This is a genomic window from Acinetobacter sp. ANC 4173 (assembly GCF_004331255.1).
Classification (GTDB): Bacteria; Pseudomonadota; Gammaproteobacteria; order Pseudomonadales; family Moraxellaceae; genus Acinetobacter.
This window is the reverse complement of the sequence record NZ_SJOF01000001.1, coordinates 307,196-320,728: the sequence shown is the minus strand read 5'-3', so window position 1 is coordinate 320,728 and position 13,533 is coordinate 307,196. Positions and strand designations below refer to the sequence as shown.

The window sequence follows — 13,533 nt, the reverse complement described above, 5'->3', positions numbered from 1 at the left end:
ATCTCTTTTGAGTGGATTGCGAAAGCTCAAATCTTTGAGTCTAAAACTACTGCATATTTTCTCTATATTCATAAGGCAATAACAGCGATAATACGTGCATTCAGCCCGTTTTTAAGAGTATGCCGTTCATGATCGATGATGATTTTGATTTCGACCAACCCGTGACCCGAATTCCGCAAAATCCACAAGCGACTAAACTATTGGGCAATCAACTTTTACAACAAGCTGAACAATACCTTGCTTCAATGGGGAGTCGAGCGCATGTACAATTGGTCGAGTCACTCCGTCAGCTCGAGTTGGAAGATCCGTACTTTGCAATAATGGCCGATCAGCTTGAGTACGAAAGTGATGAACCGATGTCTAATGACGTGCTCAATCTGTTGTATTTCTGGCAAATGGCCAATGAAAAAGAAGCGGATGTGGCTGAGTTTGAATTGCCCTATTTAATTCAAACGGACTATTTCCAAGCAGCTTTGCTTGATGCATACGATGCAATGGATTTGGGTGCATTCCAAGCCCAGCGCCGCAAGGTGATTGAAGAAACCTTAAAACTGTATCAACAGCAGTGTTATGCAGGTTGTATTACGGTTATTTATGGTCAAATTGAAGGGATTTTGACGGATGCGCTGATTGAACATGGGTATTTACAGCAAAATCAAACCAAGTTTGTCGATGTCTATAAAATTGTACCGGGTTTAAAAGCTCATGAGGTCAAAAGCTTATGGCATAAAGTCAAAATTGCCTGTGAAATCAATCCGTATTTTCTGAGCCTTGAAGCCTTGAAAATGGATGCGAGCTCAAGTGTTACCGCTAGCCGTCATAACATGGTACACGGAGCAGACGTTACCCATTTCACTCAAGCACGCAGTTTTATTTTGTTTATTTGGTTGTTTGCAGTCATGAGCTTTATCAGCACTTTAAAACGATAATCTATCCCTTATCGTGGTACAGGATGGCGTTTAAATTGCTGCATCCTGTACAGCTATTGTTTCAATATGCTGTTTTGCATTTTAATCTGCCTTGATCGCTGTATAACTATAACCAAATGCCATCACAGAAAAAGGTGTAACAATGACTGTTGAAAATAAAATTGATGAATTAAAAGACAAAGCTGCGGAACTTGGTGATGATTTAAAACAAGTTGCAAAAGATGCTCAAACTGAAGGTGAAAAGGCGATTGGTGAATTAAAAAGTTCTGCGGTTGAAGTCAAACAAGCTGCCGAACAAAAGCTTGACGAAGTGAAGGACAAGCTAGATGAACAACAAGCTGCGGATGAAGATGCAGGTCTTGATAGCACCATTGAAGATGCCAAAGCCAAATGGGCTGAGGTGCAGCATCAGGCTCAAGAAAAGTACGAACATTTAAAAGCAGAAGCCAATCATTTATTTGACGAAGCCAAGGTGAAGTCAGCAGAGCTGAAACAGGAAGCATCGGTCAAATTTGATGAACTCAAAATTCAGGCAACTGAAAAATTTGATGAACTGAAAAAAGCCGCGACCGACACGCTCAACAAATTTAAAAAAGATGATCACGATCAAACTTAATTTTAAATTATCTAGATCAAGTTAAATGAGTCCGCATTTGACATGGATGTTGAGTGGCTTGAAGTCATTAAGGATTCACGCTGACCCATTCGATTTGACGAATTCGGTCATTCATCACCGTAATGGTATAGCGTTTATCTTCTATTTCGTAAACATAGTGCATTGCAGTATAGTTTCTTTGATTTTCGGTGACTGTTGAACTACGCATGCCCTCGGGGGACTGTCCCATATGCGTTGCTAATTTTTGATAACTGTCGCCAACGTGTAGCACCACGCCTGATGATGTCGGTAGACTGTTGAGTTGTTGTATGGCCGCCCAAATGCTCGGGGATATGCTGAAACATACGAAACTTAACACTAAAACATGCCGTATTTTCATGGCAATCTCCTGTTTTTATCTCAGATATATTAGTTGCCTTGGTATTTTGAGTAATGCGCTGTGAACCTAAAATTAGTTAAAGCTTGTATTTTTAAAGTTAATGCGTATTAAATTACAAAACAGCATGAAAATTGTTAATTATTTATCATTTTTAAAGTGTGAAAATCCTCATTTTCTAGTTATGAAAATAAAGTCGGATGATATCTGACTGAAATACTCGGTTTTTTCTGGTTTATTGCCAAAGTGGCTAGGTGAAATGCTTAACCTAACGGAAAATAAGCGTTAAACTATGTTATTCAGCTGTAATCCAGATTTGGAGTAAATGTATGTCTTGGCTTTCTTCACTTAAATCCGTTTTTTCACCCGCTCAGGAGGTGAAAGAAGAAGAAATCCAGCAGGTTTTACAGCAATATATTTTGCCGAATTCAAATCACGCCTTAAAAGACCGTATTTCTCAAATTAATGTGCAAGGTCGAGTATTACAAATCACCATTAATACCTATCCTGAAGAAGCAGAACAGCTACAAAAAATTCATGATGATTTGGCTGAGTCCCTAGAAAAATGTGGGATTCAGGAACTCAATATGCATGTGATTCAACAAAAAACAGCACATAAGGCGGGTGGTTGTGGACATGACCATGCACAAGGTGAGAGTTGTTCTACGCCTGCCAAAAATGAAAAAAGTAATTTACCTCCAGTGATGGATGCTGCTGCATCGACTCCAGCTGAAACAGAAGCCGATCCGAATAATCCACCTATTGCCAAAGCAGCCCCGCAACAACGTGATGTGCCGAAGCACCCACGCATTCAAAATGTGATTTTAGTGTCTTCTGGCAAAGGTGGCGTTGGAAAATCAACGACAACGGTCAATCTGGCTTTGGCATTGCAGCAATTGGGACTAAAAGTGGGTGTATTAGATGCCGACATTTATGGCCCAAGCATTCCGACCATGTTGGGTAATGCAGGTAAAACTCCAATGATTGAAGCGGAAAACTTTGTTCCTCTTGATGCGTATGGGCTTGCGGTGTTGTCTATTGGGCATTTAACAGGTGACAATAATACCCCAGTGGCATGGCGTGGTCCTAAAGCGACAGGGGCATTAATGCAATTGTTTAATCAGACTTTATGGCCAGATTTGGATGTGCTGGTGATTGATATGCCACCAGGAACGGGCGATATTCAATTGACCTTAGCACAGCGTATTCCTGTAACGGGCGCAGTGATTGTCACTACGCCACAAAATGTCGCACTCTTGGATGCAACCAAAGGCATTGAACTGTTTAACCGCGTGCACATTCCAGTCATGGGCGTGATTGAAAATATGTCGACCCATATTTGCTCAAATTGTGGTTTCGAAGAGCAAATTTTTGGTACAGGTGGAGGTGATAAATTGTCAGAGCAATATCACATTCCATTATTGGGACGTTTACCGCTCGATGCATCCATCCGTGAAAATGCAGATGCGGGTCAGCCTTCTGTCATTGTTGGTGATGCTGCGGCAGAAAGCTACTTGGCGATTGCAGAAAAAATCATGGCTCAATTAACCAAGTCGGATAAAGATAAAAATCGAATTTTCTAAAGTCGATAAAAAAGGGATGTTGATCGCAATATCCCTTTTTACATGATGGTTTTGGCTGTGGGCTTCTTTTTAGGAATGAAATCTTTTATTCCATTTACGCAAAACCGACCAGCGCCAAATAATACGTGTGCAAATATAAAGAATAAATGCAGTTAACAATGCTTCTAACACTAATCCCGTCACCAAAATTTTGGCCAGATGCAGATCAATATGACCATGCCCAAAGTTTTTAACCCAGTTTAAAATTTGATGTAATACCCCTAAAATCATATCTTTATCAATCATATTGACTTGGAAAATTTTACTGCCTAACCAGAAGCCTAAATACAAAATGGGTACGACAGTGAGCGGGTTAGATAACCATGCAAGGGTTAGGCTCAGAGGGAGGTTCACTTCAATCAGTAATACTGTGAACACAATAAACACACTGTGAAATGGCACAGGTAGAATGCCCCAAAAAGTGCCAATAAAAACGGCATGGGAAATAGATTTTCGATTAACGTACCAAAGTACGGGATTTAAAGTGCGCTGACCAAAAATCCGCATAAACTTCAGTTGATTGACTTTTTCAGGAGAGGGAAGCCACGATTGGAAAAATTTCTTTGCCATACGAAATCAGCTTTTCAGGACAGGGTATTGTGCATGATTTAAGTGAAAAACGATAGTTGATTCACCTTTTTGCTGTAAGGATTTAGGTTGTAGCGTTACATACCAAACTGAAAATAAACTTAAAAAAACTGCTGAATCATGGTTTTAAATCGTATAGCACTGAATGAAAATTAAATGAATTGTGACAAAAAAATAATATATTTTTACCGAATGACTCATAGGTTTTATGGGGCTTATTCTTGTTAAGATGATGATTTTTATTGGGTATGTTAAAATTATAAAAACTTTTACCATTTTCCTTTACAATATTTTTTTTGCTATATTGAAACAATTCAACTACGCTTCATTCGCTCAAATGTGAGGTAAGGGTATGGTTTCTTTGTTTTTTATAGGGTTGGTGGTTTCTTTATTATTAACCCCAGGTCCTACCAATACTCTACTTGCTTCATCTGGTATTCAGGTTGGCATTCGAAAATCATTTCGTCTTATTCCTGCAGAAGCATTTGGTTATCTGATTTCTATTAGCGTGTGGGGTATCATTATTGGTACCGTATCGCGTCATTATCCTGTTATCCCGACTGTACTTAAACTTTTCAGTGCCGCTTATATTCTATTTTTAGCGATTAAATTATGGAAAACGGCAGATGTAGAAGAAAGTTATAATCAACCAACGATTCGTGCTCGTGAGCTATTTCTAGCTACTTTATTGAATCCGAAAGCATTACTTTTTGCATCGGCTATTTTTCCAGCAGTGGTTTGGAGTAATGTAGATGCTTATGTTGCACATATGCTGGTATTTTTAGTGTTAATCATCCCAATAGCTTTTTTCTGGACCTTCATTGGCTCAATTCTAGCTACCAATCGAGTGAGTTGGTTAACCAAATCTAATTTGCAAAAAACAGCATCAATTGTGTTGGTCAGTTTTTCTATTCCACTGAGTTATTCGGCATTATTAAGCCTCTAATTTTCTAAGTACACTATTGAATTCGAATTTTCAAAGCGTGCAGCATCGCATGTGCCCGTATTTTCATTGCGGCTGAATTAAGTTAAAGTACAGCGCAAGAATTGCTTGAAGTTTTGGAAATAGAATAATGGCTATTAAGTCTGATCGTTGGATTCGCGAAATGAGCGAAAAACACGGCATGATTGAACCGTATGCGGAAAATCAGGTACGTTTGGATGAGAATGGTGAAAAGCTCATTTCTTATGGCGTGTCGAGTTATGGCTATGATGTTCGTTGTGCGCGTGAATTTAAAGTGTTCACCAATGTTCACTCTGCAATTGTCGATCCAAAACATTTCGATGAAAAAAGTTTTATCGATATCGAGTCTGATGTTTGCATCATTCCACCCAATTCATTTGCTTTAGCGCGTACTGTGGAGTATTTCCGTATTCCCCGCAATGTGTTAACCGTATGTCTGGGCAAGTCGACCTATGCACGCTGCGGTATTATTGTAAACGTGACGCCATTGGAACCTGAGTGGGAAGGACATGTCACGCTTGAGTTTTCCAACACCACCAATTTACCTGCGCGTATTTATGCGGGTGAAGGTGTTGCGCAAATGCTCTTTTTCGAAAGTGATGAAGTGTGTGAGACTTCTTACAAAGATCGTGGTGGTAAGTACCAAGGTCAAACGGGTGTAACTTTACCAAAAGCTTAATTTACATTTGGTATGACGTCCAAAAAACCTGTTTGTTCAATCAAACAGGTTTTTTTTATGGCTAAAAAACGCATCAAGCTCGGAATCTTCATTCATCGGAAAATGCCGACATTTTCCGAGTTTTTTTTGCAATCGTGTAATTATTCAGCATAATGAGCTTTAAAAATGTCTTGGTGAAATGTACCTAATACGGAACATTTGACAGTAAAACAACGCATAACCAAGTCTAGGATGAACAAAATAATGATGCGGAGCATCAAATAACAAGGAAGGTCGCGATGACGGATCGGCATACGACAATTTTGCGTAAAACATTGCTGGCGAGCATGATTGGGCTTTGTTGTTCTTATAGTTTTGCTTTAGAAGCACTTTCAGATCAGGTATTAAGTAATTCTACAGGCGAAGGCATTGCTATTTTGCCTGAAAATTTCAAAATGGTATTTCAAACTGCCGAAGATGGTTTAACTGCAGCTCAGAATCAAACTCGTTTAGCCAACCGAAACTATGACACAGGTTTTGTGCGTTTTATTCCAGTGGGACCACTTTCAGACACAGCCAAAACTGCGGGGGCTAAAAAAGCAGATGTATTCCTGTACGGTTTAGCGCTGTCGGCATCGGACAGTAATCTAAACTCTCGTTTCAGTAATTTGGGTTTCAATTGGGGGCAAGAAACTAATCCCTGGGTATTTAGTGTGAAGTCTATTAGTACCACTGCCAACCGCGTGGTATATGACTTTGCAGGGGTTGCACAAGATTTTAGTTATTTATCTTTAGAAGCCCCTTATGCTCTTGATGGTGCTGCCAATACTGCAAGCGATAATAATATTAAATTAGGGCTGTGGGGAGATTTCTTCGCACGTAATCCTTTGATTGCTGCACCTGTCGATGCTAAAAACGGTGCACCTGCGAATTTAAATGGTTTAGACAGTCGTTTAAGACTACAAATGGTGGCCAATGGTTTGTCTTTGAATGGATCTAATTTAAAGTTATTCCAGACCTTGGGGGGAGCAGCCAGCTCATCACTACCAACATCTTATAACAATACTTTAGGTTTGGCGGGACTCATTCGATTAAATACCAATGATAATCCAAGCACTGCAACTGAAGATAAATCCAAAGCATTGCGTATTAGTACAGCAGAAACCTTAGGCACAGATATAACCAATGATTTAACCACGCCTGCGATTTCTAAAACTTCGGCACCCAATTTTAATCCGAATGATGGCGTGTTTTTATATAGTCCGAATATTAACTTGGTGCTAGGAAGTGTTTATCAGCCGTTGATTGTTGATACAGCAGCAGATGGTCAAAACTTTGTTATTGAATTGACCCGTATTCCGAATAAAGCCAATGTTTATCAACAAATTTATACCGACTATACGGCGTTGGCGAGTGGTGCGGCTTCAGCTTATAAGGGGTCAACCTGTAATGTTCAATACTGTGGTGATCCCATCAGCATGGGGCAAACTTATCAAGGCAATACAGCCACACACAGCAGTATCTCTATTGGTACGGTAGGCTTTACCAATAACAATAAATTTTTAAAAGCAGATACCAGTAGCAATGCAGTAGGGGTGAGTTTTGTTACCCCAACAGGAACCAAGACCAATTTAGGATCTGCAGCCATCGATGGAATGTTAATTCAACATCTGAAAATTACGACGACAGGGCTATAGGGGGGAATAAATGAAACATTATATTCTTGCGGTCCTAATGTTGAGTTCTCAGTGTGCTTCGGCTGCCTTAGACGCATTAGATACGAACCAATTATCGAATATACGTGGACAAGGAGGGGCAGATTTAAGCTGGTCATTTTCTTTAAATCATAACCTGCCGACCAATACTACAGAAGTCCCTTATGAGTATTCCTGTAATGGCGCAGGTAATGAGTTTTGCCGTTTGGCCTTTAACGTGAGTAATCGTAAAGATGCCAGTGGAAACTTGTATTGGCTGGTTTTCAAAAAAATACAAGGCACAATTGCAATCGATAAATTTCAATTAGATGGCAGCACTGTAACGACCGGTGCAGGCTATAAAACAGCAATGAAATTGACCTTTCTCGACGGTTATCCAATCCAGATTCGTAATTTTGGTTTTGAAGCACTGGCCATTGAAAAAGACTCTGGGACGAGTGATGCGCAAAAAGGTTATTTAAAACAAACCACTTATAGTTCATCGCATGAGTCTGTGTTTGATCGGGGTTTAGAGACAGGCTTTACGGGCTTAAATATGCATGGAAATTTAGCCCTATCGGGAACAATGAAGTTTTTTAGTTGTAATTCTACTGCGACTTCACGTTGTTAATTCAATCACATAAGGAACTGTGAATGAGTACAAACAAAATTATAAAACTCAGTGTGTTGGCTTCAAGTGTGTTATTGGCGCAGCAGATTTATGCTTTAGAAGCACTTTCAGATCAAAGCTTGCGTACTGTTTCAGGACAGGATGGAATCAGTCTAAGTTATGAAACTGACCGAGTCACCATTGACCAATTAAATTGGAAAGACAATGCCAATTTCTCAAATGGTACTGCTGGGAATCTGAATCTTTCCTTGAATAATATTGAAGTGAGTCAAATTGATAATAATAAAATTGGCGGAAAAGTTAAGCTCGATGTGGGAACCAATGCCAATAAGACCGGAATGCGCATAGAGGCGGTGGTTAATCCTGCCAATATACATATTGCCAAAGTGGCTGTTTGTGGCGATGGCACACGTGGTGCAGATTGTGCGAACCAAAACACCTTGGGTGCTTTAACTTTGCAAAATCGGGCACCGATGAATTTTGTCTTAGAAACCCGAAGTGGTTTATTTAACTCAAAAGATAAAGCCTATTTGGAATTTGGTCTGCAAAATGCCAATATTTTCCACACGCTAAAAAATGGCAATGAATATAACCAATTCATCTTAAAAGATTTTAACTTTAATTTTAAAGGTACAGGTTATTTATATCTCGATGCCAATAAAGGCATGGTGTTATCAACCAGCTCGCCAAATGCTGCGGACAGTACGGTGAATGAAGTTGTCCTTGAGCGTGTTCAAGACTTGGATAATCCAGGTAAGACTCGGCCAGGTTTTAATATTGATGTGCGATATAAAACCAATGTCGGCAATGATGGAAAATCGTATACCGCCAATGAGAATACTGATCAACTCAATTCCATTATCCGTTTAGGTGCATCAGGACGACTCCGAGATGCAGAAATCTCTGTCAATGCTGACCGTACAAATTTGGGTGGAGCAGAAGGGGCTTCAACATCAAGTAATCAAATGACTGGTTCAACGGGATTGCACTTGAATGTGAAAACCAGTTTTACTCGTGATGAGAAGAATGCATCTGGTGTTGTAACTGCGGAAGGGACAAAATTTGAGCTGGGGCATACAGGTAAGAATTCTTATGCCATAGAGTTTGGTAATTTAACGCCATTACAAATTCGTATTCAAAGCGATTCTAATTTAGTTGCCAATAATAATCTGGCTTATATTAATTTTGGTGACATTTATATTAATGCCGTGCAAACCAAATCATTGGAGTTTGAAATTGGGCAAAATATTGCCAAATTATTAGGCAAGCAAGCAGGCATTGGTCGTTATAACTTAAGTAATAATGCACAAAACGCTGTCGCAATTGCAGTACGAGGTATGGATTTTCAAGCGATTGCCCGAAATGCCAAATTTATTGCCAATAACAGTAATGACGCGAGCCATCAAATTACCTCCCAAAGTGCAACATGGGGGCTGGGTATTCCCATTTATAATTTGAATGCCAATTTAGGTTTATATGGCACGACTTATGGGGCAAATAATGCTGAAGCGATTGGTTTCGGCTTAACCATGTCGACTCAGGGGCGTGATGCAGCAGGCTCGAAAACTACCTCAATTATTTTGATTGATGGTGCACCCAATAGTTTTAATACTGCGGAAGAGGTGAACTATTATACGGGGCTACGCAATATTGATTTCTTCATGGATACGCAAGGTGTGCTTGCTATGGAGCAATCCGGTATTAAGCTAGACTTGCCTCGTTTAGTGATTGCAATGGGGGCAGAAATTGCATTGGGGCAGTTACCCGGCAGTCGCTACGAGGCAGCTGCTTGTGCGAATGTCGCAACAACCAGTTTAAATTGTTTTGTTCCTGCCAATAGTTTTACCAATACGGATGATGTGTTATTTGGCTTGGCATTACGTTTGGATTCTTCAGCACAATTGAACATTTTACCGGGTACAGCAGTAGATAATCATTTGGCGATTCAGGGCAATATTAAACTGAATGCTTCTGATGCCACCACCAATAAAAACTACCTGCATTTTAGCAATGTGCAAGACAATGCCACCATTGGTTTTGACCGAATTCAAGGTGAGTTTGATTTGAATGCCAAAATTTTGGTAGAGAAGGATCAAGTCAAATTTAATAATAACATTCGCTTGAACCCGACGAATCAGGCAGCAGGTGTCTTAAAAGCCGATGTTAATTTATACCCGACAGCAGATCGTGCTCAGAATTTAGGCACAATGGTGTTCACTGGTGGGAATATTCGTAGCAGTTTTGGCATTACACCAAGATAAAAAGAATGAAAGGAATTTTAGTGGTCATGAAGACGAAATTATTATTAAGCATTTTACTGGCTATCGCTGTTACACCTGTCATGGCAAAGAGTTTGCACAGCCTATCTGATCAGGAGCTATCGGATGTATCGGGTCAAGCTTTATTAACCTTGCAGTATTTACAGGGCACGACACAAACCGATCAAAAAGGGGACACTTATAATCAATCTAATATTGGCTTTTATAAGTTAGGTTTGGAAGCGGTTATGGAGTTGAATGCCAATATCAATAAATTGGCATTGGGCTGTGGTGGGGTCAACAACAGCGTGCGAGCCAGTAGTTGTGATATTGATATTGATAATATTTCTTTAAGTGGTTTACCTGCGAACGCAAATTATACTTCTGATGAACGTGCAGCAACTTCGGCTAAAATTACCAATCCATTTTTACAATTTGCGATAAAAAATCCGAACTCAGCAGCCACGCGTGAAGTGGTGGGGTTTCGTGTTAGTGCTGAAAAGATTTCAGGACTCATGACTTTGGGTACAGAAAACTCTGCAACACCAAATGGAATTAACACTTTTAGTGGCTACATGAAAACTAAAACCGCCTCTGGTACAGCCGTAACTCAGGCACGTAATATGACTTATGCAGATACAGGGTTAACCATCAATGGTATTGTGCAAGGCCGATTATTGGGAAGTAGTTCTGGAACAACGTGTGTCGATGGTTTTTTAGACCCTTGTTATGATATTTCTTATACCTCGAATAATTATAATTTAAGCCTTTCTTCAACTTCGGCCCCTTTTACGATTAACTCGACCATTGTGTCAGGAACGAGACTAAAAGATGTGGTTTTAAAAGGCAGTGGTACTGTAGGGCAGATTGATTTTAGTGGACAATTACAGGCGACAGTCGCTGGTTTTTTGAATTTGGATAAACAGGTCACAGGCAACATTACAGGCTTGAAAACCGATATTACGGTCAATCAGAATTTGGGTTTAATTCATGCGTTATACTTAAATAACCCTGCATCCTTATCATTACAATCACAAAAGATCTTATGGCCGGGTGCTGCTGTTGCAGCCAATCAAGGCTGGTGGTTGTCGATGGAAGATGAAGTGGAATTGGGAAGCTTAAGTCCAACCACGCAAGTGGCAATTACCAATCAAGTTTTACAGCAAACCATTGCTGGGATTAATAAAGACTTAACTGAAAATCCACGAAATTGTGGAAACCTATTAACAGGATGTGTAGGAGGTTCTGCATTAGTCGTGGGTAATGTGCCTATGAATAGCACGACTTTGGATTTCCCGCTGACCAACTTAACCTTGCAAGGGCAAAATTTCCGTTCTAACTGCTTTGGTGGCATGAAATTTTGTTAATTTAGTTTTAATAAAAAATCCCGCAACTTGCGGGATTTTTTATTCTAAGTATAGAAATTACTTGGCAATTTTTGCTAATAATTCATCTTTAGAAATGTTTACAGATTCGGCATCGGTACGGCCTTTATATTCAAACGTGCCTGCATCTAGACCTTTCTCACCAATCACGATACGGTGTGGAATACCTGTTAATTCAAGATCTGAGAATTTCACGCCAGGACGTTCGTTACGATCATCCAGTAATACGTCATAACCCGCAGCAGTTAACTCCGCATATAAAGCTTCAGCAGCTTCTAAAGTACGTGGAGATTTGTGTGCATTCATTGGCACAATTGCGACTGCAAATGGTGCAATTGCTGCTGGCCAAATGATTCCTTTCTCATCAAAATTCTGTTCGATTGCAGAAGCGACGACACGCGTAACCCCAATGCCATAACAACCCATAGTGACAGTAAATGGTTTGCCATCTTCGCCCAATACTTTGCAGCCTAAAGCTTCTGAGTATTTTTGACCCAATTGGAAAATATGACCAACTTCAATTCCGCGTTTAATTTGCAGCGTACCTTTACCGTCTGGAGATGGATCACCTTCAACCACATTACGTAAGTCATACACTTCGGTGAATTGAGCATCACGTTCCCAGTTTACGCCTGTTGCATGTTTGTCTGCTTGATTGGCACCTGCCACAAAGTCAGACAGTACCGATGCAGCACGGTCAACAATGACCGTTAAACCTTTTTCAACTAAACCTTGTGGCCCACAGAAACCAGCGGTTAAACCAAGCGCTGCAAGCTGTTCTTCTGTTGCAAACGTTAATGGTGATGCAATGCGTGGGTGCTTCTCAGCTTTAATTTCATTCAGCTCGTGATCGCCACGTAAGAATAGGGCAACGACAGGAACATTACCTTTTTCGTCTGCTACACCTTGTACCAACAATGCTTTAACAGAGTGTGCAGGATCAGAATTCAAGAATGCAGAGACATCAGCAATGGTCTTTTGATTTGGTGTATCGACAATTTCCAACGCTTGGGTTGCAGCAGCGCGTTCACCGACCAATACTGCTTCAGCCATTTCAATGTTGGCTGCATAGTCAGATTCAGTCGAGAAGGCGATATCATCTTCACCGCTTGAAGCCAAAACGTGGAATTCATGTGAACCAGAACCACCAATCGAACCTGTATCCGCTTGTACTGGACGGAAATCCAAACCTAAACGAGTGAAAATGTTGCAATAGGTTTGATACATCAGATCATAAGTTTCTTGCAAAGATGCTTGATCTGCATGGAAAGAATAAGCATCTTTCATAATGAATTCGCGTGAACGCATTACACCAAAGCGTGGACGAATTTCGTCACGGAATTTGGTCTGAATTTGGTAGAAATTAATTGGTAATTGCTTATAACTTTTTAATTCATTACGCGCTAAATCAGTAATCACTTCTTCATGGGTCGGACCCAAAACGAATGGATTATCGTGACGATCTTTGAAACGTAATAATTCAGGACCGTATTGTACATAACGACCAGACTCTTCCCATAGACTGGCAGGTTGTGCTACAGGCATGAATACTTCAAGCGAGCCTGAACGGTTCATTTCTTCACGGACAATCGCTTCAACTTTATTTAGCACACGTACGCCCATCGGCAGCCAAGTGTATAAACCTGAAGCCAATTTACGAATCATGCCCGCACGGAGCATAAGTTGATGTGAAATAACTTCAGCATCGTTTGGGGTTTCTCTTAACGTTGCAAATAAAAAGCGACTCGCGCGCATGAATACTGTCCTAATATTAATCGTGAAGGATAATCCAATCTAAAATGAAACAGTCAT

At 40.2% G+C, this 13,533-nt stretch carries 12 protein-coding genes; 9 read left to right on the top strand and 3 right to left on the bottom strand.

Going from position 1 to position 13,533, the window contains the following annotated elements; genetic code table 11:
- Positions 1–128: 128 nt before the first annotated feature.
- Positions 129–929, top strand: a complete 801-nt coding sequence (locus E0H94_RS01450; protein ID WP_131324792.1) for a hypothetical protein — start codon at positions 129–131, stop codon at positions 927–929.
- Positions 930–1,071: 142 nt separating this feature from the next.
- The gene (locus tag E0H94_RS01445) at positions 1,072–1,545 is read left to right on the top strand and encodes a hypothetical protein (protein WP_131324791.1); all 474 of its coding nucleotides are present in this window, start codon (positions 1,072–1,074) and stop codon (positions 1,543–1,545) included.
- A 67-nt stretch (positions 1,546–1,612) separates the two neighbouring features.
- Here the strand turns inward: E0H94_RS01445 and E0H94_RS01440 are convergent, their stop codons facing one another.
- On the bottom strand, positions 1,613–1,924 hold the full coding sequence (locus E0H94_RS01440) for a hypothetical protein (RefSeq protein WP_131324790.1): 312 nt from the start codon (positions 1,922–1,924) through the stop codon (positions 1,613–1,615).
- A 326-nt stretch (positions 1,925–2,250) separates the two neighbouring features.
- Between E0H94_RS01440 and apbC the strand changes: the two genes are divergently transcribed.
- Complete coding sequence (gene apbC, locus E0H94_RS01435; protein ID WP_131324789.1) at positions 2,251–3,504, top strand: iron-sulfur cluster carrier protein ApbC; 1,254 nt, start codon at positions 2,251–2,253, stop codon at positions 3,502–3,504.
- Positions 3,505–3,573: 69 nt separating this feature from the next.
- On the opposite strand, the gene E0H94_RS01430 is transcribed toward apbC, so the two are convergent.
- Complete coding sequence (locus E0H94_RS01430) at positions 3,574–4,113, bottom strand: DUF2062 domain-containing protein (protein WP_131262792.1); 540 nt, start codon at positions 4,111–4,113, stop codon at positions 3,574–3,576.
- Between the two features lie 370 nt (positions 4,114–4,483).
- Here E0H94_RS01430 and E0H94_RS01425 point away from each other — a divergent pair, with 370 nt between their 5' ends.
- The 6 genes from E0H94_RS01425 to E0H94_RS01400 all read left to right on the top strand — a co-directional run bounded on the left by E0H94_RS01425 (position 4,484) and on the right by E0H94_RS01400 (position 11,703).
- A complete protein-coding gene (locus E0H94_RS01425) occupies positions 4,484–5,077 on the top strand; it encodes a LysE family translocator (protein WP_131324788.1) in 594 nt (197 codons plus the stop codon).
- A 127-nt stretch (positions 5,078–5,204) separates the two neighbouring features.
- Entirely contained in the window at positions 5,205–5,774 is a 570-nt protein-coding gene (gene dcd, locus E0H94_RS01420; RefSeq protein ID WP_099338403.1) for a dCTP deaminase, read from the top strand.
- A 278-nt stretch (positions 5,775–6,052) separates the two neighbouring features.
- Positions 6,053–7,450 (top strand): hypothetical protein, encoded by a 1,398-nt coding sequence (locus E0H94_RS01415; RefSeq protein WP_131324787.1) that lies wholly within the window; start codon positions 6,053–6,055, stop codon positions 7,448–7,450.
- A 10-nt stretch (positions 7,451–7,460) separates the two neighbouring features.
- A complete protein-coding gene (locus tag E0H94_RS01410) occupies positions 7,461–8,078 on the top strand; it encodes a hypothetical protein (protein WP_131324786.1) in 618 nt (205 codons plus the stop codon).
- Positions 8,079–8,101: 23 nt separating this feature from the next.
- Positions 8,102–10,339, top strand: a complete 2,238-nt coding sequence (locus E0H94_RS01405) for a DUF6160 family protein (RefSeq protein WP_131324785.1) — start codon at positions 8,102–8,104, stop codon at positions 10,337–10,339.
- A gap of 26 nt (positions 10,340–10,365) precedes the next feature.
- Positions 10,366–11,703 (top strand): hypothetical protein, encoded by a 1,338-nt coding sequence (locus E0H94_RS01400; protein ID WP_131324784.1) that lies wholly within the window; start codon positions 10,366–10,368, stop codon positions 11,701–11,703.
- A gap of 57 nt (positions 11,704–11,760) precedes the next feature.
- Here the strand turns inward: E0H94_RS01400 and E0H94_RS01395 are convergent, their stop codons facing one another.
- On the bottom strand, positions 11,761–13,476 hold the full coding sequence (locus E0H94_RS01395; protein WP_131324783.1) for a proline--tRNA ligase: 1,716 nt from the start codon (positions 13,474–13,476) through the stop codon (positions 11,761–11,763).
- Positions 13,477–13,533: the final 57 nt, after the last annotated feature.